Source organism: Methylobacterium sp. CM6244 (genome assembly GCF_054817885.1).
In genome coordinates, this window is sequence record NZ_CM139247.1 from 1,538,636 (window position 1) to 1,562,757 (window position 24,122).

Consider the following 24,122-nt stretch of genomic DNA (forward strand, 5'->3'; position numbering starts at 1 on the left):
GACACGATGCGGGGAGGAATGATGCGAGATCGATACGAGGGTTCAGAGCGATCGAGACGTCACGGTCGCATCATCGCCGTTGCTCTCGGTCTGTCGTTCCTTGTCGGCCTGTCTGGAGCACGGGCCGCCGTCACCGGAACGGGGGGCGGACCTGAAACCACCGTCACGGCGCCTCATACGTCGACCACGGGCCAGACCGTTCCGCCGGGTGCGGCCGGCGCCCTCATCGTCGATCCGAACGAGCGGACCGACCGGCAGAAGCAGCTGGACCGCGTCCTGAACGGGATCTGCCGGGGCTGTTGATCCGAGAGGATCAGGCCCGGCGCAGGCGCAGGCCGAAAGCCCGCAGGGTTCCGAGCAGCAGGGCAGCGTAGACGAGGGCACCGACCAGCCCGAGAAGCCCGAGCACCACGATCTCGCGGAAATGCGGCAGGGCCGGTACCAACCGTTCCACAATCGGCAGGCCGTAGATCGCCGTGGCGGCGAGGGCGGCGCAGGCGACGACCACGCCGATCATTGTGATGCCGAGGCCCCGGCTTGGTGCCGTCCAACCCCGGCGCCAGCCGAGCCCCACGAGGAGCGCAAGGTTCAGCCATTGGCTGACGGCGGTGGCGAGCGCCAGTCCGGTCACGCCGTAGGGGCCGGTGAGCACGATCTTGAGCGCGACGTTGAGGGCGATGGAGGCGAGCGAGGCGATGAGCGGCGTCATCGTGTCCTGGCGTGCGTAGAAACTCGCCACCGCGCTGCGCACCAGCACCACGGCGGGCAGGGCGAGGCCGTAGGCGGCGAGCACGGAAGCCGCCCGCGCGGCATCCTCGGCGCTGAACGCTCCACGCTGGAACAGGGCCGTCATCATCAGACCCGGCAGGGTGAGGAAGGCGATGGTGAAGGGGGCCGACAGGGCCAGCGAGAAGCCCGCCGCCCGGTTCTGCGCCGCATGCGCGCCCGCGACATCACCCTTGGCGATCCGCCGGCTCATCTCCGGGAGCAGCACCGTTCCCGCCGCGATGGCGATGACGCCGAAGGGCAGCTGGTACAGCCGGTCGGCGTAGTAGAGGGCCGAGACCGCTCCGGTGGGCAGGAAACTCGCGATGATCGTGTCGGCGAAGGAGGCGATCTGAAATCCGGCCGCGCCGATCACCGCCGGACCGAGCACCTTGAAGAACCGCGTCATCGCCGGATCGCGCAAGGTCGGCCTCCCCAATTCCGGCGCGATGCCCGCCCGCCGGCAGGCGAGCCAGACGAGGCCGAATTGCAGCACGCCCGAGACGGAGACGCCCCAGGCGGCGGCATAGGCGGCGTTCGGGAAGAACCCCGCCAGCGCCAGGGCCACCAGCATCGACAGGTTGAGGAGAACCGGCGCTCCCGCCGCCACGGCGAAGCGGCGATGGGCATTGAGGATGCCCGACAGCAGGGTCACCAGGGTGATGAACAGGAGATAGGGAAAGGTGATCCGCGTCAGCGCGACGGCGAGATCGAAGCGCAGGGGATCGTCCGAGAAGCCCGGCGCCAGGGCCCGCACCACCCAGGGCATCGCCGACCACGCGAGGGCGAGCAGCACGATCTGCGTCAGTAGCAGAAGGGTGAAGACGCGGGTGGCGAAGCGCCTGGCCGCGCCTTCCTCGCCGGTCTCCGAAAGGCCGGCATAGGCCGGGACGAAAGCGGTGTTGAACGCCCCCTCGCCGAAGATGGCGCGGAAATGGTTCGGCAGGCGGAAGGCGACGACGAAGGCGTCTGCCACCGGCCCCGCCCCGAGCACGGCCGCCATCACCACGTCGCGGGCAAAGCCGGTGACGCGGGAGACCAGCGTCCAGCCGCCGACGGAGAGGATGCTGCGGATCATGCGAATCGACCGGAGAGAGGGAAACGGAACGCTTCGTCGATGCGCGTTCTTCCCTCCCCCTTGTGGGGAGGGAGCGAGGGTGGGGGTGGTTCCGCCGGGCTCCGCAGCGGGTCGCCCAGCCACCCCCACCTCCAACTCCTCCCCACAAGGGGGAGGAGTGCCGCGCTCCGACGGTCTCGTCAGACTTAATGGATGCGAGCAGTTCCGTAAGGCAACGCCGCGGGCCAGAAGACCCGCGGCGCGACCGTGAGAGCGGAGCTTACTTCGAGGCTTCGCCGTAGAGCTTCTCGACGTATTCCCAGTTCACCAGGTTCTCGATGAACGCCTTGAGGTAGTCGGGACGGCGGTTGCGGTAGTCGATGTAGTAGGAGTGCTCCCACACGTCGACGCCGAGGATCGGCTTGGCGCCGTGGACCAGCGGGTTCTCGCCGTTGGGGGTCTTCAGGATCGCGAGCTTGCCGTCCTTGACCGCGAGCCAGGCCCAGCCCGAGCCGAACTGGCTGACACCCGCCTGAATGAAGTCCGCCTTGAACTTGTCGAAGCCGCCGAGATCCTCGTCGATCTTCGCGGCCAGGGCCGCCGGGGCCGCGCCGCCGCCATTGGGCTTCATCCAGTTCCAGAAATGGAGGTGGTTGAAGTGCTGGCCGGCATTGTTGAACAGCGGCTGGTTGGTGCCGTAGGACGCCGTGACGATCTCCTCGACGGTCTTGCCTTCGAGACCCGTGCCTTCGAGCAGCTTGTTGCCGGTATCGACATAGGCCTTGTGGTGCTTGTCGTGGTGGAACTCGAGGGTCTCCTTCGACATGTAGGGGCCGAGCGCGTCGTAGGCGTAGGGCAGTTCGGGCAGGGTGAAGGTCATCGGCAGGTCTCCCGGGTCTGGTGGCACAGGATGGCGGGTCTCGCTCCGAGGGATGCGAGGGTCGCGCCGTCATCCGGCCAACGCGTTCGTACCTAAGTCGCTCCTCCGCCAAGGGCAACGGGCGTCCGGTATCGAACGGTGAACGGGGATTTCTCCACGGATCGATTTTGCAAAACCCGGGCCGGGCCTTACTGTGCGCGCCGCACTTCCTACGTGCAGGCGTCATCTAGAGAGTTCCATGATCCTCGCGCTGTTCGCGCTCGCCGTCGTCATGATCGTCGGCGGCATTGCTTCCGTGGTCCAGGGCTTTCCCTATGTCAGGCTGGAAAGCGGATGGACGATGACCATCGCGGGCGCCGCCACGGCCTCGTCGGGCGCGCTCCTCCTCGGCCTCGCCGTGGTCGCCACCTATCTGAAGCGCCTGGAGCGTGTCCTGTTGGAGCAGGTAGCCGGGCTCGGCGCGGAGGGGGCCGCCCTGTCCGAAGGGCGGGGCCGCATCGACCCGACGGGGCTGGACGCCACCGACGCCGCGGAGGAGCCGGCACCGTCCGGGCGGCAGCGCCCCAGCGCGCTGGGGCTGTCCGAGCCGAGGCTCGCATCGCCACCTCATTTCACCGACGAGGCTTCGCCCCTCGGCAGCGACCCGGCATCGCCGCTCCTGCCGGATCTCCTGCCCGAACCGCCACCTCCTTCCGTCGAGGAAGCGCGAAAGGACCAGGTCCGCACGGGAGGGCCCGAGACGGAAGCCGATGCCGTGCCGGCGCGGCGGATCAAGCCGAACAAGCCGCCTCGGGCGGTGAAGCCGATGGCGATGGTCGATACGGTCATCCCCGCGCCGGAGCCCGCGCCCCCGGTCGTGGAAGCGCCCGCCGCCGTCGTCGTGCCGCCTTCGCCGCCGCGCGACGCCGATCGGGACGAGCCGCTCGGGCTGCGGTCGTCGGTGGTCGACGAGCCGGAGCCCGTTGCGGAGCGTGCTTCACCCGAGGAGGTCGAACCGGCCGCCGGCCCCGCCAAGGGCGGTCTGACCGTCGTGGGCACCTACGCGTCCGGCGGCAACACTTACGTGATGTATTCCAACGGCTCTATCGAGGCGGATACGCCACGTGGCCAGTTCACCTTCGACTCCCTGGATGAACTGAAGGCCTTCGTCGAGGCGGGCGGTGAAGATGGGGCTGCCCGCGGAGCGGCGTGACATCCGGTCAGGCCAAGGGGTTCAGCCCCTCGGTCCGGGCGGGCAGCGGCGCCGTCATGGTCAGGCGGAACCCTTCGGGCGGATAGCTCGCAGCGATGTCGGCGCGGACCTGGGCCGTGAGCACGCGCTGTAGCAGGCGTGAGCCGAAACCCTGGCGGGTCGGCGGCCGCACCGGCGGCCCATCGGATTCCGACCATTCGAGATGCAGCGTCTTGCCGCCTGCATCCTCCATGACGCTCCAGGTGATGGCGACCCGTCCCTCCTGCGTCGAGAGCGCGCCGTGTTTCGCCGCGTTGGTGGTCAGCTCGTGGATCGCCATGCCGATCGGGACCGCGATCTCGGAGGCGAGGTCCACCGGCGGCCCGTCGAGTGCGATGCGCTTGGTACCCGGCCCGTCCGACGCACCGTCGCCATAGGGCCTGAGCTCGTTCTCGAGAAGGTTGCGCAGGGACGCGGTCTGCCAGGTATCCTCGGTGAGGACCGAATGGGTATGGGCCAGCGACATGATCCGCCCCACGAAAGCCTCGTAGAAGCTCTCGATGCTCGACGCGGTGCGGGCGGTCGAGCCGACGATGGCCTGGACGGTCGCCAGCGTGTTCTTCACCCGGTGGTGCAATTCACGGATCAGTAGCGCCTGCCGCTCCTCGGCGATCCTGCGTTCGGTGACGTCGGCGACGACGCCGATGAGGCGGCGGGGAAGGCGATGGGGGGCATCGCTCTCGAAGCGCCCGGCCATGTCGATGATGCGCCACGCGCCGTCATGCGCGCGCTGGATTCGGCCGCTGGCCTGCAGCGTGGAATCCTCACGCAAAGCCGTCGAGATCGCCTGGCGGAATGCGGGGCGGTCATCGGGGTGTAGAACGGTGCTGAGGAATTCGCGCTTGCCCAGAGCTCCCTCTTCGGGGTGTCGCCCGAAGATCGCGAACATGCGCTCGTTCTCCCAGACGGCCTGGTCGTCCAGCATGTGCCATTCGAAAATGCCGAGTTCGGCCAGCGACGTGGCGATACGCAGGCGCTCCTCGCTCTCGCGGAGGGCGTCGCGCGCCTCCACCCGCGTCGTCACATCCTGCAGTACGCCGACGACGATTCCGGACCGGCCGCCCACGGCACCGATCGCCTGCCCCCTGGCGCTGATCCGGATCTCGACGTCGTCGCCCGCCCGACGCAGGCGGGCTTCGATGGCGAAGGGAGTGCCGTCGCTCATCGCGGCGCGGACGGTCGTCTTCACTCTTTCCACTTCGGGCGCGTCCATCAGCTCGGCGACCTGCGGCCAGGTCAGCGACGTGCCGGGCGGGAAGCCGAGGATATGGGCCGCGCGCCGCGACACCCTGAGGAGCCCGTCGGCCAGATCGATCCGCCATTCTCCGAGCCCGGCGGCGGTAAGGGCGGCGCGGTTCTCCTCCGAGCGCACGATATCGTCGGCATCGACCCGTTCCACCACGAAGGTGTGGAAGACGCCCTCGTTCGTGGCTGAGGATGGCCGGATACGGACGTCGAGGGGGGTGCCGCTCTCGGTGGTCCAGCGCCGGATGCCGGTGGAGAGCAGGCCGGAATCGTCGCCGAACACACTGACGGGCCGGCCTGCCAGGTCTCCAGTCTCGTATCCCAGGAGGTTCGTCAGGAACCGGTTGGCATCGTAGATGCGATTCGTGGCGTGATCGACAATCACCAGGCCGATCCCGGCCTCCTCGAAGCCGCGCCGATATGGGTCGGCCGGGGAGCGCGCATCCCCAAGCACTGGCGATCCTCGATCAGATCCGCTGCCCACTCCGCACCCTCACTCGGCGGCGCCCCTGGACTCGTATGGGGCACAAGACTCGCTCCGGTAGCCCCGGATGCTCGTTGCCACGGTATCTGAAGACGCAACGCTCTGCGCCGCAAGGGCTTACGACGAAAAAGCTGTGCCGGAGCGCACCCGTCACCGGTGGCCGAATTTCGATCGCGCCCGAGCTCGGCGCGGCCGCATCGCTCCCGACCGATCAGCCGACGCGACGAAATTCCAGGTAGGTCGGGCCCCGGCCCGCCGCGATTGCCTTGGCTTCGTAGCGGGTGCCGGGCCATTCCGCGAAGGGGCGTTTCCAGTCGGTGGCGGCTTCGGCGGTCCAGCTGAGAGCGTCGCAACGCGCGGCGCGGACCAGGGTCCAGCCGGCATAATCGTCGATGTCGCTGGCGAAGCGGAAGACGCCGCCGGGCTTCAGGACCCGGGCAATCTCGGCCAGTGTCTCGTCCGAGACGAACCGCCGCTTGCGTTGGCGGCGCTTCGGCCAGGGATCGGGATAGAGCAGGTAGACGCGGGCGAGGCTCGCATCGGGAATGGCGGCGAGGAGCTGAGTGGCGTCTTCGTCCCAGATCCGGACGTTGCCGAGTTCGCCGTCATCGATGGCCCGCAGGAGCTTGACGACGCCGTTGACGAAAGGCTCCGCGCCGATGATGCCGACCTGCGGGTAAAGCGTGGCCTGGGCGGCGAGATGCTCGCCGCCGCCGAACCCGATTTCCAGCCAGACCTCGTCGACCGGATTTGGAAAGAGTGCAGGCAGATCGAGCCTCGCGCCTGCTTTCGGCAACGCCACGCGCAGGCGCGGCAGCAGTTCGGCCAGCCGCTGCTCTTGTCCGGCACGCAGGCGCTTGCCTTTGCGCCGGCCGTAGAAGGCGCGGTCCGCGCCCTCGCTTCCGGCCCCGCCCTCGTCGGGCGGGAGATCATCCCGCCCGTACGTCACGGGTCAGGACAGGGTCGACTTGAGCTTGTCGGCGAGGTCGGTGCGCTCCCACGAGAAGCCGCCGTCATCCTCGGGCTTGCGGCCGAAATGGCCGTAGGCGGAGGTGCGGGCGTAGATCGGCTTGTTGAGGCCGAGGGCGATGCGGATGCCGCGGGGCGAGAGGTCGAGCGCGTCCATCAGCACGGTCTCGAGCTTGGCCTCGTCCACCGTCCCGGTTCCGTGCAGGTCCACGTAGATCGAGAGGGGCTTGGCGACGCCGATGGCGTAGGCGAGCTGGATCGTGGCGCGAGTGGCGAGACCGGCGGCCACCACGTTCTTGGCGAGGTAGCGCGCGGCGTAGGCCGCCGAACGGTCGACCTTCGTCGGATCCTTGCCCGAGAAGGCGCCGCCGCCGTGCGGTGCCGCGCCGCCATAGGTGTCGACGATGATCTTGCGGCCGGTGAGGCCCGCATCCCCGTCGGGACCGCCGATGACGAACTTTCCGGTGGGATTGACGTGCCAGACGGTCTCTTCGCCGACCCAGCCCTGGGGCAGGGCCGCCAGGATGTAAGGCTCGACGATGTCGCGTACATCGGCGGAATCGAGAGTTTCGTCGAGATGCTGGGTGGAGAGTACGATCTGCGTGATCCCGACCGGGCGGCCGTTCTCGTAGCGCACCGTCACCTGGCTCTTGGCATCGGGGCCGAGCTTGGCCGCGTCACCCTGCTTCGCCTTGCGGGCGTCGGCGAGGTCCTTGAGGATCTTGTGGGCGTAGTAGATCGGCGCCGGCATCAGCTCGGGCGTCTCGTCCGAGGCGTAGCCGAACATGATGCCCTGGTCGCCGGCGCCCTCGTCCTTGTTGCCGGACGAATCCACGCCCTGCGCGATATCGGCGGACTGGGCGTGCAGGTGGATCGCGATGTCGTTGTTCTTCCAGTGGAAGCCCGACTGCTCGTAGCCGATGTCCTTCACCGCTTCACGGGTGAGGTGCTCCAGGTGCTCGAAGGTCACGGAATCCGGTCCGCGCACCTCGCCCGCGATGACGATGCGGTTGGTGGTGGCAAGGGTCTCGACCCCGAGGCGGGCCTCCGGCATCGCCGCCAGATAGGCATCGACGATGGTGTCCGAGATCCGGTCACAGACCTTGTCCGGATGGCCTTCGGAGACCGACTCGCTGGTGAACAGGTAGTTGGAACGCGGCATCTGGGCCCCCCGGTTTCGGGTTCGCCTCGGCAGCGTTAGACCCGGTATTCGGAACGGAGAGCTTCTGGCACTCCCACTTCGACCGGTCAAGACGACAAACCGAACGTATCCGCTAAAACGAACAAAACATACTTTAGATCAGCCGTTTAGTTTCTCGTCGAGGGCGTGGATCGCGGCAGCGAATTCCCGGCGGCTGGCGTCGGAGAAATGCTCCGTCACGTGCTTGGCGACGACATCGACGAGGCCGACCCATTGGGCCTGCGGACCCTCCTGCCTCACGAAAGCCCGCTGCGGTGCCTCGCTCAACCCCTGAGCCGGAACATCGTCGCTGCGCTCCATGCCATCGAAGAAATATTCGATCGGCATACCGGTCATCCGGCTGAGAATCTCGAGATGGATCGCGCTGATGCGATTGATACCCTTTTCGTACTTTTGAAGCTGCGCTGCCGACATGCCGAAGCTCTGGGCGACGCGCTTCTGGGTCAGGGCCGATTTCTTCCTCTGCTCGGAAATGCGCAGGCCGACATGGACATCGCGTGCATCGGTCTTTTGTCCAGCCATGTCGGATCCCGTGCAGTCTCATGAATCCTGTCGCGAGCCGTGCACTTGGGCAGATCGTCGTCGCTCAGGGCGCTCGCAGCTACTGTTTCTTCCACGTTCGCAGGTTCAACCCAACCCGAAAAAGCACGGCGCGGTGTGCTATTCCGTGCCGTCACCTGGTCCAGGATATGGACGATACGTCGAGAATGGAGAGGTGGCGTCCCCGGCAGGTCTCGAACCTGCGACCCCAGGTTTCATCCCACTTCGGCTTCCGCCGCCGCTCCGTGCAGGAGCGTTCGTGGTCTGGACTATCCCTTCGCCATGGACCGGTGGGGATTGACCCATCGCGATCTTTAGGCGCCGCCCGTCTAGTCTCTACACCTTCCCCGGATGAGTCCGGGGCTTGGCTCGGGATCGGCCGGGCCAGCACGCGTGCTGGCCTTGGGCGTTCCCCGAATTTGAGCGGATCCGCCGCGCGGTTTCCCATCGCGGCGCCCAATTGAAGTTTAGGAAACCTGTGCTCTGTCCAGCTGAGCTACGGAGACTCACCACGTGTTCCCCTAGCATCATCGGGCGGGCAGGCCAACCGGTACGGACGAGGGCAGCAGGCTAATTGCTCGAAGCGATAGGCCTGGCTTTACCCCTCGTCGCCGGCGGCCGGCTTCCGGCAGGTCCCCTCAGGCGACTTTGCGCCGGAGCCACCGGCGGGCCTTCTGCGCGCGGGCAAACCATTCCGGATGGCCGCGCAGCCAGATCTTCGAGGCTTCGGTTCCCGCGATCAGGCGCTTCACCAGATGGCCGCGCAGGGTCACGACCTCGAAGAGCTCGCTCAGATCCCGGGTCTGAACCCCGAAATCCGACTTGTAGGGCATCACGCCGACCGTGAAATCGAAATAGCCGAGTCCCTCGGCGCGGGCCCAGCGCAGGGTTTCCGCGACGATGTGGAGGCCCGGTGAGGTGTTGCGCCAGGCCTCGCCCGCCATGGTCAGGAGGATGCCGTGGAAGGTGCCGCCATGGACGAGGCCGTAGGCGCAGGCGATCCATTCTCCGTCGACCGCCAATCCGAACAGGCGGACCGGTCCGCCGGTCAGGCCTCGATGCGCGCCGTCGCGGTAGAACGCTTCGACATCGGGCCGGGAGAGAAGGTTGAACCGGCCGATCTCGGCGAAACGCGAGCGGCGCTGCTCGACCAGCGCATCGAAGATCCGGTCGACCTCGCCGGCGCTTCGCGCCTCCACGAAGGTGACGGCGCCGGCACGCTCCAGCCGGCGGCGCAGCTTGGCCATGTCCTTCAGGGTACTGGGACGGCACAGGCGCGACAGAAGCGTCTCGGCATCGCCGTCGATGGCGACGCCCGAGGCCTGCATGTCCATCCGGCGGTTGCCGGGCAGGGAGGCGAACGGGTTCGGCCGGCCATTCACATCGTCGGGGATCCGGCTGATCTGGATCAGGTCCGTCCGGGGAAGCACGTCCCGGATCGCCGTCCAGGCCTGGGGCATCTCGTCGGCGGAGAGGTCGATCCCGGGGGCGAGGATCGGCGCCGCATAGTCGCAGACGCCGAGATCGAGCCAGGTGATCGTCTGGTAGCCGCGATGGCGCAGACGTGCCAGGGGCACCAGCATGACCGGACGCCCGTTGGCGTCGGTCACCTCGACAATGATCGGCTCGGCCTTGGATTCGGTGCTCAGACGCTCCGCCACCGCCGTCGCCCAATCGAGACGCTGATAGGCCGTGGCAGTCCCGTCGGTCTCTAGCCGACTCCAGAGACTGGCGACCGTCGCCATCGTCGTATGCAGGCGGGCGCTGTAGCGGCGGGCGGAGACGGGGAGCGTCGGTGCGGGACGTTCCGGGATCACGCTCATGACTGGGATGTCCTGGCTATCGTGGTATGGCGGAACGCTTCCGCCTGGGCGGTGATGCCGCGATGGACGGCGCGAGGGGCCTCGTCGAGAGAGTCGAGGGTCATCGCCCGGGCCTCGCTTCGAGATCGCCGCCGAGGCCGGGCTGCATCGGGTGACGGGCTGAGCTCCAGGGCTTCAGCATCCACAGGCAGCCCGCCAGGACCACGACTTCCGAACCCAGGACGCCGAAGAGCGACCAAGCCGGTTGAGCGATCAAGAGCAGGCCGATGACGGCGACGGCGCCGATTCCCACGCTCACGCCCGCGATGACCGCCAGGGGACGGAACTCCTGCATCGTCTCCATCAGCACCCTCATCGGCGCATGAATGAGGGAGACCGTGACGATGGCCCAGGCCGCCACCGCGATCAGCGTCATCGGCGCCGCCGTGAACTGGCCGGCAAACAGCTTGTGCTCGATGAGTTCGAGCGCCCAGAGGATGATCACGCCGTAGGCGATGCAGCCGAGCCCCAGCAGGCCGGAGCAGATGAAGGCGAAGCGGCGCGCGAGGGGGAAGTCGCCTCGGGCGAGATGGCCCGCTACCTCGGGCTGGACCATGTTGATGAGGGCGGATGCCGAGAGCCGCAGGGGTGAGAACAGCACGAAGGTGGCGGCCATCGGCGCATAGGCAGCCGGCCCCGCGATGGCGGCCACGAGAAGGCTCTGCCCCTGGCCCTGGACGTTGGCGGTGGTGACGTTGACCAGCGACCACGACAGGGTCGGGATCATCGCCCCGTAGCGGCGGCGCACCGAGCGGCCGAGGCTGAGCCGGATCGGTTCCCGCAGCAGGGCGAGCGATGCGACGATGCCGAGGCCGTTGGCGCAGGCCAGGGCGAACAGGGTCTCGTCGAGGCCGGGCACGCCCTGGAAATGGATCATCGCCACGGTAAAGGCGGTGCCCGAGAGGGCGAAGACCACGTCTCCCAGCCCCGAGATCGCCGGCCGGTGCTTGGCGAAGAGCGCGAGGCGAAGATAGCTGCGCAGCGACCAGAGGCCGACGAAGAGGCTCCCCGCGAGGGCGTTGATGTCCGAAGTGGCCATCAGCGCCGCGCAGACCCCGGCCCCGATCGCCGCGGAGAGGATGACCGCCACCGTACCGAAGGTCACATCGAAACCACGCGCCGCGCGTCGTCCGGCGCGCGGCGGAATGGTGATGGTGGCCGGCACGCCTGCCAGCGACCGGATGTAGGTGAGCGCCAGTCCACCCACGAGAAAGAGAATGGCGAAGCGCCCGTAATCGTGCGGGCTCAGGCTTCGCGCGAGGACGATATTGATCCCGAAATGGAAGGCGCTCTGGGTGACTTCGCCCCCCAGCATGAGGATGAAGCGGCGCGCGAGGCGGTTAAGACCGTGCATGACGATTCAGCTCGCCGCGACGGCGCTGGCATCGGCGCGACCGCCGATGCGGGCACGGATCATCGCCACCAGCCCTTCCGCGGCGGCCTCCTCCCCGAACAGGGCCGCGTAGCGGGCGCGGGCGGCCGCCGGAAAGTCCTGCCAGGAAGCCGGATCGGTCACGATCCGCTCCAGGGCGGAGGCGAGGCTCGGCGCATCGTCGGGCGAGACGACCCAGCCGCTCGACCCCTCCTCGACCACCTCCGTCAGCCCGCCGATGCGGGACACGACGGGGGGGCGGCCATAGGCCATGGCCTCGATCGCCACGCGGCCGAGGGATTCCGGCAGGCGCGACGGCACCGTGACCACGTCCGCCCAGCGATAGAGATCGGATGGATCGTCGACGAAGGGGGACAGGCGGATGATCGAGCCGAGCCCCGCATCGGCGATCTGGCGGCCCAGCGCCTCTTCCCGTTCCGTATCCTCGAAGGCGCTGCCGACGATGCGGACCTCGATCCGCCCGCGCACCTCCGGTGGAAGGGCGCGGATCGCCTCGACCAGGATTTCCTGGCCCTTGATGCGGCTGATCCGGCCCAGCATCAGCAGGCGCAGGGGACGCGAGCCGTCATAGGTGAAGGCCGGTGGCGTCTCGGGCCCCGCGATACCGTTATAGACCACCCGCATGCCAACCTTGGAGGTCAGCGAGAAGGCCTTTGCGGTGGCGCGGGAGTTGAACACGATGTCGGCCCCGCTCCAGCGGATCAGCCCGCGCAGCAGCTTCAGGGTGGCGCCCTGCGGGATCTCGTGGACATGCACGATGGCACGACCCGGGCAGAGCCGGGCGGCGAGGAGATAATCCGCCACCACCGAGGTGTTGATATAGACGAGGTCGCTCGCGCGTAGCCGCCGCCAGGCGCGCAGCATCGCTACAGGAAGCGTCAGCAGGCCGAGGGTGGCGAGGCGCGGCAGGTCGCGGCGCCGGAGAATCCAGAGCGGCTCGAAGACGATCCGCGAGGCAACGCCTTCGAGGGCACCCACGATGGGGCCGGTGCGGGGCAGGACGACGTCGATGACGGCAGCCGGATAGGCCGCGCGGATGATCCGCACGCTCTCAACGAAGCTGCGGTCGGACCCATAGAGCTCGTATCCCTGGTGGACGCAGGTGATGCGCATGCCGACTCGACCTCAATCCCAACCTCAACTGCCCCAAGATGACATGCCACGATGTTTTCAATCGTTACCGAGCAAGAACCTCGCCCAGTGTAATCATGGCGCATGGTTGCCTGGAGATGATTCTCATGTCCCGTCTCGGGACCGTTGGGGGCTAAAGGAGACTCGGATGCCGTCGCACAAGCCCTCGCTGCTGATCCTGGGGACGCGTGGCATTCCCGCATCCCATGGCGGCTTTGAAACCTTCGCCGAGAAGCTCGCGCTCTTTCTCGTGAAGCGCGGCTGGCACGTGGCGGTCTATTGCCAGGACGAGGTCGAGGCGGTGACGGAGCGTTTCCGCACGACCACCTGGCAAGGCGTCGAGCTCATCCATGTGGCCGTCTCCACCAGCGGCCCGCGGGCGACCCTGGATTTCGACTGGCACTGCGTGCGCGACGCCGCCAGGCGGGGCGGCGTCAGCCTCGTCCTCGGCTATAACGGGGCGGTCTTCCTGCCGTATCTGCGCTTCTCCGGCGCGAAGATCATCACTAATATGGACGGCATCGAGTGGAAGCGGCCGAAATGGTCCATGGCGGTACGCGCATGGTTCTGGACCAATGAATGGATCGCCGCCTGGGCTTCGCACCGCCTCGTGGCGGACCACCCCGCCATCGCCGATCACGTCGCCACGCGCCGTCCGCGATCCGCCATCGCCACCATTCCGTATGGCGGCGATCCGATCTCGGCGGCGCCGACCGGGCCCATCGAAGCCATGGGTCTGAAGCCGGGGCGGTACATGACCTCGATCGCCCGGATCGAGCCCGACAACAACATCCTCACCATGGTCGATGCCTTCTCGCGCAAGGTGCGGGGCATGCGGCTCGTGGTCCTCGGCACGCTCTCCGACGGCAATCCCTATCACCGCGCGGTGAGGGAGGCGGCCAGCGACGAGGTCCTTTTTCCCGGCGCCATCTATGAATCCGAGACGATCAGATCCCTGCGCTTCCATGCGCGGGCCTATCTGCACGGGCATACGGTGGGCGGTACCAACCCGTCCCTGGTGGAGGCTCTGTGGGCGGGCAATGCGGTGATCGCCCATGACAATCCGTTCAACCGGGGGACAGCCGGTGAGGAGCAGTTCTACTTCGCCGACGCGGATGCCTGCGAGCGGCACATCGAAACCCTGATCGCGGACGACGGCGCGGCGAGAAGGGCAGGTGTCGCCTCGCTCGCCCGTGCCGCCGACCGCTTCGAATGGTCGGAGATCCTGAAGCAGTACGAGGCCGAGGCCATGGCGCTCGGAGGCTTCGCCGCACCGGCGGGCCAGGAGTCGAAGCACGCCGGCACCTCGTCCGCCCATCTCCCTCCGGCCCCTATGCCGATGGCGGTGGGGGGCCATAGCCGAGATCGCGCTTCGTGAGGCCAGCGCCCACACGCAGGGCAATCCTCGCGGCCGCGGCATGGACGGCGGCACGGGTCCCGGCCGCCGCCGCCCCGGCGCCGCTCCGCCTGAGGCGCGGCGTCAACACCTGGCCCTGGTTCTCCCTGACGCGGGAATTTCCGGCGCCGCGCACGGATTACGGGACGCCTCCGTTCCAAGAGGGCCGGCCCGTCCCGACCGGCCGCGACCTCGCCCGTCTGCGAGCGGCCGGGTTCGATTTCCTGCGCCTGCCCGTCGATCCCGGCCCCTTCGCTGCAGCCTCGCCGGAGGAGCGCGAGCGCCTCATGGCCGAGCTCAGGGCTGCGGCGGAAGCGGCGTTGCGCGCGGATCTCGCGGTCCTGGTCAATGTCCAAGCCAACGGTGCGACCCATCACTGGAACCCTCAGAATTTCTACGGTGATCCCGGCGCGCCGCTCTTTCCCGCCTATCGCCGCTTCGTTTCCGACCTCGCCCGCATGCTGGAGGGGATCGCCCCCGAGCGGCTGGCGCTGGAGCCCGTCAACGAGCCGCCGCAGGATTGCGGCGCGGCATCGTGGCTGACGATCCAGGACGATCTCCTCGGCGAGGCCCGCCGGGTCGCCCCGCGCCTGACCCTCGTGGCCTGCGGCGCCTGCGGCAGCATGATCACCGGGCTCACCGCCCTCGCCCCCGCGCCGCTTGCCCGCTTCGCGCCGCTCCTGTTCACCTTCCACTATTACGAGCCCTACCTGTTCAGCCATCAGGGGGCGCCCTGGATGCGGGAGCCGGTCTACCGCGCGCTCAACGCGGTGCCCTGGCCCGCCTCCGCCGGCAGCCTCGAGACGACGCTCACCGCCGTGCGGACCCGGATGGCCGGTGATGCCGGCCTGTCGGCGGAGGCGAAGCGCGACGCCTACGCCCTGACCGAGGCCAAGCTCGGCGAGTACTTCGCCGCCCAGCCGGACAAACGATACCTCGCCCGCCACCTCGCCATGGTGGGGGAATGGGCCCGCCGCCACGGCATAGCGCCAGCGAATATCGTCCTCGGAGAGTTCGGCGCCCTGCGCAGCGATGCGCGCTACGTCGCCGCTCAAGCGGACGACCGGGCGCGCTACGTCCGCGACGTGCGGGAGGCAGCCGAGGCCGAGGGCTTCCCCTGGGCGTTCTGGAACCTGTTCGACGGGATGGGGCTGATGGACGATGCCAGCAAGCGCTTCGATCCGGCCATCGTCACCGCCCTCGGTCTGCGCGTTCCGGCGGACGATCGCTGACCGCGTGGAACAGGCCAAGGAGGAGGATGGCGAATTTGGCCAGGAGCGTGGTCTTGCCGCCGATCCCCTCGAACGTGTTCACCAGGATGACGAAGGCGATCACGGGCAGGAACGTGCCGGTGCGGCAATGCCGAACCAGTTCCATCATGTAGAGCGTCACCGCGGCAGTGAGCAGGACTGTCATGAAGATGCCCTGGTAGACGAGGGTTCGGACGATGGGGTTCTCGATGCCCCATTCGAGCCCGCTCACGCGCCGTAGCGAATCCACGAGACTCATATCCGGGCCGACCAGCAATTCGCGAAACGGAATGCTGGCGACGAGGTCGAGCATCTCCACGCGGGCATTGGCGCTTCCGCCATCCGCCATGAACCGGCTGAGCAGCGCGTCGAAGAACCCGCCGGCCGCGAGGCCGCCGATGCCGAGGGGCACGAGGGTGAACAGGAAGATCCCCGCCGCTGCCGCCAGGAGCGGAATCCGGCCCGCGCTCAGCACCTTGTGCAGGGCGAAGAGACCGTAGCCGCCGCCGAAGATCAACGTGACCACCATGGCCGAGCGCCCGCCGAAGGCGACGAGGGCGGCGAGTTGCAGCCCGATCATCGCGAGGCGTTGTGGAACCGTCATGCGTCCGCCTCCCCCGATGAGGGCGAGGACGTAGCAGGCCGTGAGGGTGGCGTTGCCGAGGGGGTGCCCCTGAAGTGCTGCCGAGCGCGTATCCGTGGCGAAGACCTGACCGTCCAACCGATAGGGAAAGAACAGCGTCTTCGTCGCGAATTCGGTGAGTCCGAGCAGGGCGTTGACGAGCATCACCGAATGCACCGTCAGTTCGAGGCGTCTCCAGGTCAGCGCGTCGCGATCGGCCAGCAGCACGGCGAAGAGGCCGGGGAGCAGGAATGTGTCCAGCGCTCCCGCCATGCCGGGCCCGCTACGCAGGACGATGTGCAGGAAAAGCCCAATGCTGCAGACGGCGAGCAGCATCCCCGCCGGCCGAACCTGCACGGCATAGACGAGGTAGCTCGCCGGGTTGCCCGACTTCAGCGCGGCCCAACCGAACAGGACGAGGACCAGATAGGTCGAGGGGTGGATCTTCTGCGGGGCCGCACCCGTGAGCCCGTCGTAATTGATGCCGACATTCCACAGCATGCCGCCCGATACGCCGAGGATCAGCACGGTGAGGGCGATCAGGCCGAACGGCATCGGGCTGCGCGACACCGCTCCGGTCTCCCCCCGCGGTCGAGCCTGGTAATGGACCGCGCTCCTCATGCTCAGCCCGTCACGCCGCCGCAGCGTAGCGGTCGACGAAGAGGCTGCCCGAGACCGGACGGCCCAGCACTTCCGAGACGTCGAGGATGTCGAGGAGGTCGCGCTGACGCGTGGCGCCGTTCTTCGCCACGATCAGCAACCGGTCGCTGGCCGAGGCCAGGGGCCCGATACGCAGATTTCCGGTGAGCACGCCGCCATCGATGAGAATGAGGTCGAAGCTCGATTTGGCAGCCGCGAGGAACTGCTCGATATTGGCCCGGCTCAGAGCCTCGCGCGAGGCCCTGGCGGTATCGCCGATGCCGATCCGCGCGGCACCACTCTCGGGATCCGACTTGGCCGCTGCCGCCATCCCGGCCTCGCCACGCAGGACCTCGATGAGGCCGGGGCCGTAGGCCTTCTGCTCCGGCGTCGCTTCGAGATCCGCATCCACGAGGAGAACCCGCTCGCCGCGCGCGGTCGCCACGGCCGCGAGCAGGTGAAGTGTCGAGCGCCGGTCCGCCGCATCGGAGGCCGCCGAGGTGACGAGCACGCTCAACGCCTGGCCCGGCGGGTGGATCTGGCCGCGCACGCTGGACAGCCGGTCGAGGGTGAGGCTCGCGGCGACGCTGGCCGGACGCTCGCTTCCCGCCTTGAACTCCGGATAGGTGGCGACCACGGACGTGTGCGAGAGCCGTTCCATCTGGCGCCGGGAGAGGACGGTGGGGTCGAGATACTCACGCACGAAGGCGAGGCCGGCCCCTAGGCCGAGGCCGCTGACGAGCCCGCCGACGAACAGGAGGAGGCGCAGGGGCCAGCTCCGCTCGGCGGGCGGACGGGCCCAGCTGATGACGCGGGCATTGGTGGTGTCGATGCCGGTCTGTTCCTGGATCTCGCGCGAACGGCTGAGGAAGTTGCCGTAGACGGCCCGGCTGGTATCCACCTCGCGTTCGAGTTCACGCAGGCGCACGGAGGCTTCGCCGGTGACGATGGAGCCCCGCTTCAACTCGTCGAGATTCGAGGTCAGCGCTTTCTCATTGGCGACGGCGCGCTGGTAATCCGTCTCGGCCGAGCGGGCGATGCGGCTCAGCTCCGTCTCGGTAAGGCGCTTGACGTCCTGCATCTGGGTCCGCACCGACTCGATGAAGGGGTGACGGTTGCCGAGCTGGGTGCGAAGATCCGCTTCCTTGCTCGCGAGCTCCGCATATTGGCTGCGCAGCCGCTCGATCACCGCGGACTGGATCGCTTCCGGGGCTGTGTCCGGTCCGAACGCGGTACCGCGCGCATCCTTGATCTGCTGCAGCCGGGTGCGCGCCTCCGCCGTGCGGGCGCGGGCGGCGACGATGCGGTTGTTGCTCTCGGCCAATTGCTGTTCGCTGATGAGCTGGCCGCTCGCCGTGATCAACCCGTTCTCGGCCTTGAACTTCTCGACCTTGTTCTCGGCGACGTTCACGCGCTTGCGCAGGTCGTCGAGGCGCGCGCCCAATTCGGCCGAGGCCCGCGCGGCCGCATCCGCACGGGAGGAGGTCTGGTCCTTGAGGTAGGCGCTGGCGATGGCGTTGACGATCCGGGCGGCCTTGTCCGGGTTGCCGGCGGTGACGACGACATCCACCACGAAGACCTTGTCGGCGCGCTTCACCGATAGCTTGCGCCGCAGGGCGCGGACGGCCCGGGCCTCGGCGGCGGCATCGGTGCTCGGGGCGGAACTTTCGCCCTGGAGGGTGCGCAGGGTCCAGCTGATGAAGCCGCTGCCGACGCCGCCGAAATCCGGGTCATCGAGCAATCCGGCCTCGCGGGCCGCCCGGGTCAGGACCGAATCGGATTCGATCACGCGCGCCTGGCTCTCGACCTGGATGACGCCGCCATCCGGCGCCATCGCCACCGGATTGACGTCGTTGGTGACGATCTGCTTGTCGCGCGGGTCGATCAGAATCTGGGCGGTGGCCGCATAGAGCGGCGGCGCAAGGAAGCCGTAGGCCACCGCGATGAAGGTGAGCAGAGCGGCGGTTCCGAGCACCCAAGCCCGGCGCACGTACAGAATGCGCCAGAGATCCCCGATCTCGGCGCTCTTGTCGGGCTCGGACGCGGGTGGCCGGTCGATACTCGATCGACCGATCCAATCCGCCGCCGCGATGTGTCTGTCCATCTGTGCCATCGGATGCTCGGGCCGTGACCGGGATACAGCCCGTCCTTCAGATACAGGCATGATCTGATTTTACTGACGATTCACCAACACCTGGGGATTTCACCGATCTTCGCCCGTTCCCTCCAATATATGGTTAGTGAAACATTAACATCTCCCCCCCCCGCGGCCCCTTCGCGCCGATGGCGGTGAAGGGTTTCTCAATCGTGATGCCGTAACCTGGCAGAATGAGGAAACGTCCAGGGTCGGACCGATCCCACCGGCCCACGGCCATCGGCCTCGGCTTTCGACTGTCTGGGGATCGACGATGCGCCTGCGACTGAGGCTGGATGGACGCGCGCCCCGCCGGTGGCATCTCTGCCTTTTGCAACGGCTCGCAGCACTTCCCGGACTCGAGGTGGAGGTCGACCGCTCGCCAGGGCCTGGGGGCCTGCCGGACAACGCCGCGCTGCTGTTCCGCCTCGAAGCCCTGCTGAACCGGCTGTCACTCGGCGGTCTGTCCGCCCCCGTTCCGGGGAGCGCATTGGCTGCTTATCCCGAACCCACGGCGGCTGCGTCCTGCATCCTCGATCTCTGCGGCGATGCGGAGGGCGGCCCGGACCTTCCGGTCTGGCGCCTCGGCTTCGACGGGGTGGCGGGCGAGGGCGCGCTTCTCGCCGCGCTCCTCGCCGGCCGCTCCGCCGTGGCGGCCCTTTCCACGGATGGCAGGATCATCGCCTCCGGGCGCTTCGGCGCCGAGGATCGCAGCACCATACTCACGGCGTTCGAGGATGGGCTGATCCGCAGCATGACGCTCATCGTCGGCGCGCTGTCGGGCGCCCGGCCGCTTCTCCGGGACGGCGTCCCAGTGTCGACCGAGGCGCCCGCCCTGACCGTGAAGACGATCGGCACCCGCGCCGCGAAAATGGCGGCGCGGCTCGTCGTCCGGCGTCTCTATTACCTCTGCTACCGCGCCCCGCACTGGCGCGTCGGCTGGCGCAGGTTGGCCGGCCCCGATCTCATCGATCTGCGCGCCCATCCCTCATCGGGCTGGCGCGACCTGGCGGATGACGGCCTGCGCTTCTACGCCGATCCCTTCGGCGTCGAGCACGAGGGCCGCACGATCCTCTTCGTCGAGGATTTCCCGCACGCGACGGGCAAGGCGCTGATCTCGGCGGTGGCCTTCGATGCGAACGGCCCGGTCGGAACGCCGGTCCCGGTGCTGGAGGAGCCGCATCACCTGTCCTACCCGTTCGTGTTTGAGCGCGAGGGGTCGTTCTGGATGATCCCGGAGAGCTGCGCCAACGGCACGGTCGACCTCTACCGCGCGACTGCTTTTCCCGGCGGATGGGTCAAGGAAGCGACGCTGATCAGCGGCATCACCGTCAGCGATCCGACCCTGCTGGAGCGGGACGGCCGCTGGTGGATGTTCGCGACGGTGCGCGATCAGGCCGCCGATGTCGGCGGAGGGACGGTTCTCGGCTCCTACCACGACAGCCTGCATCTCTGGTCTGCCCCGGATTTCCGTGGGCCCTGGACGCCGCACGCGCACAACCCGGTCCTCATCGATATCGCCTCGGCGCGGCCGGCGGGACGCATCGTCGAGCGGGATGGCGCCCTGATCCGCCCGGTCCAGGATTGCCGCCTGGGTTATGGCGAGGCCCTGGCGCTCGCACGGATCGACCGCCTCGACGACGAGGGTTATGCGCAGACCGTGGAGACGATCCTGCGGTCGGGCCCGCTCTTTCCCGGTACGCGTCTCCACACCCTCAACCGCACCTCGACCTTCGAATTCATCGACGGCTCGGCCCGCTCCCCCCGTTGGCGCAGGGGGCGATAGCCCGGCTCAGACGGTCTTGGTGCGCCCGATCGCCGGTCCTCGCGGCTTGGCGAAGGCCGTGCGCAGCAGGTGGAGGGCATGCAGGCCGTAACGGCCGACGCGGTTGCGCAGGCGCCGCAGGGTCCATACGGCGCCGCTGCCGATTGTGATCTGGCGGGCATAGAGGCTCGCCTGGAGACATTGCCGGTCGGAGGTCTGCTTGATCGGGTCGGCGTAGAATTCGGCGATCTTGTCCTTGCCCATTCCCGGGGTGGCGAACCAGCGCGGCAGGTGCTCGGAGCAGAGCCGGTCGACATCTGTGAGCACCTTGCCGATCCCGGTCCCGGGGATCGGGCATGGGGTCAGGAAGGCGTCTCCCAGGAGCACGACCCCGTCGCGTTCCGCATCGGCCGCCTGGACGACATCGATGGGGCGCATCTCCACGGGGCCCGTGACGGTGAGGTCCGGGCAGAGGCGGGCGAGGCCAGGCATGGCCTGCCTCATCAGTGCCTCGGGCGATTTGCGGAACTCCTTCACCCAGGGATCGGAGAGCGCGCGATAGACGAAGAGATTGGCCCGCATCGTCGCGCCGATGGGAAAGAGCGTGACATAGGCCACCGCATTGTCCGCGCCCTCGCCGTAATAGGTGAGGGATTCGAAGCCGAAGGACGAGGGCGGGGCCGCCATGTCGAAGCCGAAGCACAGGGAGTGCTTCTCGCTGATCATGGTCCTGCCGATGCCGACCTTGCGCCGGAGCACATCACCGAGGCCGGTGGCCAGAAGCACCAGCCGCGCGGTGCGCACGCTGCCATCGGCGAGGGTGACCGTCTGCCGTTCCGGGCCGGTCTCGATCTCCGCCACGCGCGCGACCACGAGGGGCGAGGAGGCGGGCAGGGCGCCGCGCAGGTCGTTGATGAGGGGTGTGTAGTGGACACCGTATTCGCGCACGGCATGGCGCGAGACCAGATGGCCGAAGCGCGTGACGCAAACCTCGTCCACCGGCGTCGTCACGGCCCGTGCCAGTTCGCCGAAGCCGAGCTTCTCGAACAGGTCCATCTGCGGCACGCCGAGCTTTTCCGCCCGGAAATCGGGGGGATAGACCGCGTGAGTGTCGATGATCGCCGTGTCGTACCCGGCTTTGGCGAGCGCGATGGTCGCGGTGGTTCCGGCGAGGCCTGCGCCGATGACGATGACGTCGTGGTGGATCTCAGACATTCAGAACCTCCCGCCCGAGCCCGAATGGGCCACCTGTCCTCCGCCTTGTATCCCCATCGTGCCATCCCGAGACGAAGGCGAGGCGCATGCGGAGCGGGACGACCCTTCACAGCAGGGGATATGCCGCCCGCTTCGTCCCGTTCAAGGTGCGCCGTCTCTCTAAAGAATCCGTGCGGTTGAAACCGCCATTTCGCGAGAGGCCATTCAGACCGACACATGGAGTCAGGCCGGCAAGTCGAGCCGGGCGCGAAGACCATGGAAGGTCCCGCGATCGAGGCCGAGCGAGCCGCCATAGAGTTCTGCCAGTTCCGTAGTAATCGACAGGCCGAACCCGTGGCCGGGGACTGTCTCGTCCAGACGTTTGCCGCGCCCGAGGACCCCGGCCGCCGCATCCGCGTCGAGACCCGGCCCGTCATCCTCCACGGTGACGGTGACGCCCCGTTCGGAGAGAGAGGCGGCGATCCGAACCCGCGCCCGGCACCAGCGGCAGGCATTGTCGATGAGGTTGCCGAGCATTTCGTCGACATCTTGGCCGTCGCACGCCACGGCCATGCCATCCGGTACCTCCACGGCGAAGGCGATGCCCTTGTCGGCGTAGAGCCGCGCGAAGGTGGCCCGTAGATCGGCTATGGGCGCCTGCAGCGCCGTCCTCTCGCGGGTGGCCCCGCCGAGGGCCGCCGTGCGGGCGCGGCGCAGATGATGGCGGATCTGCCCATCCATGCCGGAGACGAGGGTCGCCAGCCGGCCGTCGGGGTCGCGCTCCCCATCCCGAAGCGCCATGGTCAGGGTCGCGAGCGGCGTCTTCAATCCGTGGGCGAGGTTGGCCACATGGGTGCGCGCCCGTTCGAGATTCGCCGCGTTCTCGCCGAGAAGCGCGTTCACCTCGCGCACCAGGGGGCGGATCTCCGCCGGCTGCGCCTCCGGCACCTGTGCGCGCTTGCCCGCGCGAACCTCCGCGAGGTCTCGGCGCAGGCGTTCCAACGGTCGCAGGCCGAGGCGCACCTGCGCGACGAGGCCGGCGAGGAGGCAGAGGCCGAGCACGGCGAGGATCAGCGCCAGGGTAAGGCTCGCCTCCCGGACGGGGCCGCGCAGGGCCGCCATGGGCGCGGAGGCGACGATCGTCGCCGGGCCGATCCCCGCCGCATCCGGAAGGGTGAGAATGCGCAGGATCACCGGGTTGCCCCAGGGATCGACGGCGTCGGCCGGGCGGGGGCGGTCGCGGCGTCGACCCCCCCCGTCCGGGCGGTCGTCTTCGGGGACGGTGAGGTCGCGGCCTTCCAGGGAGCCGGAGCGGAGGATCGCGTCGCCCTGCCGGACCTGCCAGGACCAGCCCGACCGGTCGCGGTCGAAGGGCGGGCCGTCGAGGTTGCTCCCGAGAGCGAGGCGGCCGTCGCGGCCCCGCTCGAGGCTCGATGCGATGGCGACGATCTGACTGTCGAGGCGGCTGTCGAGCTGGCCCCGCACGAAGCGGTGCAGGATGAAGCCGATGGCGATTCCCGCCACCATGAGGGCCACGGTGACGAGGACGAGGGCGGCGAGGATCAGGCGCCGTTGCAGGGATCCGCGATGCGCATGAGGCGGCCCGTGGGGAGCCGGCCCGTGGGGAGGATGTTGCGGGGTCACGCCGCTTCTCCCGGCAGGAGCTGGTAGCCGTGGCCGCGCACGCCCTCGATCCGGGCCGGCGCGATCTTGCGGCGCAGGCGCGTGATGATGACCTCCACCGAGTTCGAATCCACCTCCGCGTCGCCGTCATAGACCCGCTCGATCAGCTGGCCACGGGGCACGACCCCGTCCTTGCGCAGGATCAGGCAGGAGAGCACCCGCCATTCGAGGCCGGTCAGCTTCAGGGGCAGGCCATCCCGCTCGAACGTGCCGAGGCCGGCATCGTAGGTGAGAGGCCCGCAGACGATCCGGTTGGCCCCGTGCGCCGAGGCGCGGCGCACCAGGGCCCGCAGGCGGATGACGAGTTCCTCCACCCGGAACGGCTTCACGAGATAATCGTCCGCCCCCGCCTTGAAGCCCGCGACCTTGTCGCTCCAGCCGTCCCGCGCGGTGAGGATCAGCACCGGCACGGTCCGCCCGGCGGCCCGCCAGGCCTGGAGCACCGAGACGCCGTCGCGCTTGGGCAGGCCGAGATCGAGCACCACGGCGTCGTAGGTCTCCGTTTCGCCGAGATGCTGGCCGTCCTCGCCATTCACCGCATGGTCGAGGGCGAAATTCTCGGCGCGCAGGGCCTTGGCGATCTCGGCCGCGAGCGCCGCATCGTCCTCCACCAGAAGGAGCTTCATCGGAATCCGTATCCTTGGGGATGCAGGGGCAGCCCCGGCGCCTACGCGCCGCGCT

The 24,122-nt window shown here is 68.4% G+C and carries 19 protein-coding genes; 5 read left to right on the forward strand and 14 right to left on the reverse strand.

Going from position 1 to position 24,122, the window contains the following annotated elements:
* Positions 1-18 precede the first annotated feature (18 nt).
* Positions 19-303: a hypothetical protein gene (locus ACYQML_RS07110; protein WP_461235117.1), complete on the forward strand. Its 285-nt coding sequence runs from the start codon at positions 19-21 to the stop codon at positions 301-303.
* 10 nt (positions 304-313) lie between these two features.
* Here ACYQML_RS07110 and murJ read toward each other — a convergent pair whose 3' ends face one another.
* Together murJ and ACYQML_RS07120 are read right to left on the reverse strand one after the other, a co-directional pair.
* The gene (gene murJ, locus ACYQML_RS07115) at positions 314-1,843 is read right to left on the reverse strand and encodes a murein biosynthesis integral membrane protein MurJ (protein WP_461235118.1); all 1,530 of its coding nucleotides are present in this window, start codon (positions 1,841-1,843) and stop codon (positions 314-316) included.
* A gap of 259 nt (positions 1,844-2,102) precedes the next feature.
* A complete protein-coding gene (locus ACYQML_RS07120) occupies positions 2,103-2,702 on the reverse strand; it encodes a superoxide dismutase (RefSeq protein WP_018041792.1) in 600 nt (199 codons plus the stop codon).
* Positions 2,703-2,940: 238 nt separating this feature from the next.
* On the opposite strand from ACYQML_RS07120, the gene ACYQML_RS07125 reads away from it, so the two are divergent.
* Positions 2,941-3,894, forward strand: coding sequence for a hypothetical protein (locus ACYQML_RS07125; protein ID WP_461235119.1), 954 nt, complete (start codon positions 2,941-2,943; stop codon positions 3,892-3,894).
* Positions 3,895-3,901: 7 nt separating this feature from the next.
* On the opposite strand, the gene ACYQML_RS07130 is transcribed toward ACYQML_RS07125, so the two are convergent.
* From ACYQML_RS07130 to ACYQML_RS07160, 7 genes are all read right to left on the reverse strand, one after another.
* A complete protein-coding gene (locus ACYQML_RS07130) occupies positions 3,902-5,662 on the reverse strand; it encodes a sensor histidine kinase (RefSeq protein ID WP_461235120.1) in 1,761 nt (586 codons plus the stop codon).
* 211 nt (positions 5,663-5,873) lie between these two features.
* Positions 5,874-6,611, reverse strand: coding sequence for a tRNA (guanine(46)-N(7))-methyltransferase TrmB (gene trmB, locus ACYQML_RS07135; protein ID WP_461235121.1), 738 nt, complete (start codon positions 6,609-6,611; stop codon positions 5,874-5,876).
* A gap of 3 nt (positions 6,612-6,614) precedes the next feature.
* On the reverse strand, positions 6,615-7,793 hold the full coding sequence (metK, locus tag ACYQML_RS07140; RefSeq protein ID WP_419952972.1) for a methionine adenosyltransferase: 1,179 nt from the start codon (positions 7,791-7,793) through the stop codon (positions 6,615-6,617).
* Positions 7,794-7,931: 138 nt separating this feature from the next.
* Positions 7,932-8,354 carry a helix-turn-helix domain-containing protein gene (locus tag ACYQML_RS07145; protein ID WP_056454015.1) on the reverse strand — a complete coding sequence of 141 codons (423 nt, stop codon included), beginning with the start codon at positions 8,352-8,354 and terminating at the stop codon, positions 7,932-7,934.
* Positions 8,355-9,010: 656 nt separating this feature from the next.
* Complete coding sequence (locus tag ACYQML_RS07150; protein WP_461235122.1) at positions 9,011-10,195, reverse strand: GNAT family N-acetyltransferase; 1,185 nt, start codon at positions 10,193-10,195, stop codon at positions 9,011-9,013.
* A gap of 100 nt (positions 10,196-10,295) precedes the next feature.
* Positions 10,296-11,588, reverse strand: coding sequence for an MATE family efflux transporter (locus ACYQML_RS07155; RefSeq protein ID WP_461235123.1), 1,293 nt, complete (start codon positions 11,586-11,588; stop codon positions 10,296-10,298).
* Positions 11,589-11,594: 6 nt separating this feature from the next.
* Entirely contained in the window at positions 11,595-12,740 is a 1,146-nt protein-coding gene (locus ACYQML_RS07160; RefSeq protein WP_461235124.1) for a glycosyltransferase, read from the reverse strand.
* A 166-nt stretch (positions 12,741-12,906) separates the two neighbouring features.
* On the opposite strand from ACYQML_RS07160, the gene ACYQML_RS07165 reads away from it, so the two are divergent.
* Entirely contained in the window at positions 12,907-14,136 is a 1,230-nt protein-coding gene (locus ACYQML_RS07165; protein ID WP_461235125.1) for a DUF1972 domain-containing protein, read from the forward strand.
* The gene (locus ACYQML_RS07170; protein ID WP_461235126.1) at positions 14,133-15,386 is read left to right on the forward strand and encodes a glycoside hydrolase family 5 protein; all 1,254 of its coding nucleotides are present in this window, start codon (positions 14,133-14,135) and stop codon (positions 15,384-15,386) included. Before ACYQML_RS07165 ends, ACYQML_RS07170 begins: the two co-directional genes overlap by 4 nt.
* On the opposite strand, the gene ACYQML_RS07175 is transcribed toward ACYQML_RS07170, so the two are convergent.
* Positions 15,346-16,596: a VpsF family polysaccharide biosynthesis protein gene (locus ACYQML_RS07175; RefSeq protein ID WP_244478109.1), complete on the reverse strand. Its 1,251-nt coding sequence runs from the start codon at positions 16,594-16,596 to the stop codon at positions 15,346-15,348. The genes ACYQML_RS07170 and ACYQML_RS07175 overlap by 41 nt on opposite strands.
* Positions 16,597-16,657: 61 nt before the next feature.
* The gene (locus ACYQML_RS07180) at positions 16,658-18,769 is read right to left on the reverse strand and encodes a GumC family protein (RefSeq protein ID WP_461235127.1); all 2,112 of its coding nucleotides are present in this window, start codon (positions 18,767-18,769) and stop codon (positions 16,658-16,660) included.
* A 304-nt stretch (positions 18,770-19,073) separates the two neighbouring features.
* On the opposite strand from ACYQML_RS07180, the gene ACYQML_RS07185 reads away from it, so the two are divergent.
* The gene (locus ACYQML_RS07185) at positions 19,074-20,585 is read left to right on the forward strand and encodes a glucosamine inositolphosphorylceramide transferase family protein (protein WP_461235128.1); all 1,512 of its coding nucleotides are present in this window, start codon (positions 19,074-19,076) and stop codon (positions 20,583-20,585) included.
* Positions 20,586-20,591: 6 nt separating this feature from the next.
* Here the strand turns inward: ACYQML_RS07185 and ACYQML_RS07190 are convergent, their stop codons facing one another.
* The 3 genes from ACYQML_RS07190 to ACYQML_RS07200 all read right to left on the reverse strand — a co-directional run bounded on the left by ACYQML_RS07190 (position 20,592) and on the right by ACYQML_RS07200 (position 24,067).
* Positions 20,592-21,779 carry an FAD-dependent oxidoreductase gene (locus ACYQML_RS07190; protein ID WP_461229123.1) on the reverse strand — a complete coding sequence of 396 codons (1,188 nt, stop codon included), beginning with the start codon at positions 21,777-21,779 and terminating at the stop codon, positions 20,592-20,594.
* A gap of 222 nt (positions 21,780-22,001) precedes the next feature.
* Positions 22,002-23,402: an ATP-binding protein gene (locus ACYQML_RS07195; RefSeq protein ID WP_461235129.1), complete on the reverse strand. Its 1,401-nt coding sequence runs from the start codon at positions 23,400-23,402 to the stop codon at positions 22,002-22,004.
* A complete protein-coding gene (locus ACYQML_RS07200) occupies positions 23,399-24,067 on the reverse strand; it encodes a response regulator (protein WP_419952963.1) in 669 nt (222 codons plus the stop codon). Before ACYQML_RS07200 ends, ACYQML_RS07195 begins: the two co-directional genes overlap by 4 nt.
* Positions 24,068-24,122 lie beyond the last annotated feature (55 nt).

Excerpts from the sequence above, each read along its gene's own strand:
- ACYQML_RS07160 (WP_461235124.1), bottom strand. The coding sequence starts at position 12,740 with ATGCGCATCACCTGCGTCCACCAGGGATACGAGCTCTATGGGTCCGAC.
- murJ (WP_461235118.1), bottom strand. The coding sequence starts at position 1,843 with ATGATCCGCAGCATCCTCTCCGTCGGCGGCTGGACGCTGGTCTCCCGC.
- ACYQML_RS07165 (WP_461235125.1), top strand. The coding sequence starts at position 12,907 with ATGCCGTCGCACAAGCCCTCGCTGCTGATCCTGGGGACGCGTGGCATT.
- ACYQML_RS07120 (WP_018041792.1), bottom strand. The coding sequence starts at position 2,702 with ATGACCTTCACCCTGCCCGAACTGCCCTACGCCTACGACGCGCTCGGC.
- ACYQML_RS07110 (WP_461235117.1), top strand. The coding sequence starts at position 19 with ATGATGCGAGATCGATACGAGGGTTCAGAGCGATCGAGACGTCACGGT.
- ACYQML_RS07185 (WP_461235128.1), top strand. The coding sequence starts at position 19,074 with ATGCGCCTGCGACTGAGGCTGGATGGACGCGCGCCCCGCCGGTGGCAT.
- ACYQML_RS07125 (WP_461235119.1), top strand. The coding sequence starts at position 2,941 with ATGATCCTCGCGCTGTTCGCGCTCGCCGTCGTCATGATCGTCGGCGGC.
- ACYQML_RS07145 (WP_056454015.1), bottom strand. The coding sequence starts at position 8,354 with ATGGCTGGACAAAAGACCGATGCACGCGATGTCCATGTCGGCCTGCGC.
- metK (WP_419952972.1), bottom strand. The coding sequence starts at position 7,793 with ATGCCGCGTTCCAACTACCTGTTCACCAGCGAGTCGGTCTCCGAAGGC.
- ACYQML_RS07180 (WP_461235127.1), bottom strand. The coding sequence starts at position 18,769 with ATGGACAGACACATCGCGGCGGCGGATTGGATCGGTCGATCGAGTATC.
- ACYQML_RS07150 (WP_461235122.1), bottom strand. The coding sequence starts at position 10,195 with ATGAGCGTGATCCCGGAACGTCCCGCACCGACGCTCCCCGTCTCCGCC.
- ACYQML_RS07155 (WP_461235123.1), bottom strand. The coding sequence starts at position 11,588 with ATGCACGGTCTTAACCGCCTCGCGCGCCGCTTCATCCTCATGCTGGGG.
- ACYQML_RS07190 (WP_461229123.1), bottom strand. The coding sequence starts at position 21,779 with ATGTCTGAGATCCACCACGACGTCATCGTCATCGGCGCAGGCCTCGCC.
- ACYQML_RS07200 (WP_419952963.1), bottom strand. The coding sequence starts at position 24,067 with ATGAAGCTCCTTCTGGTGGAGGACGATGCGGCGCTCGCGGCCGAGATC.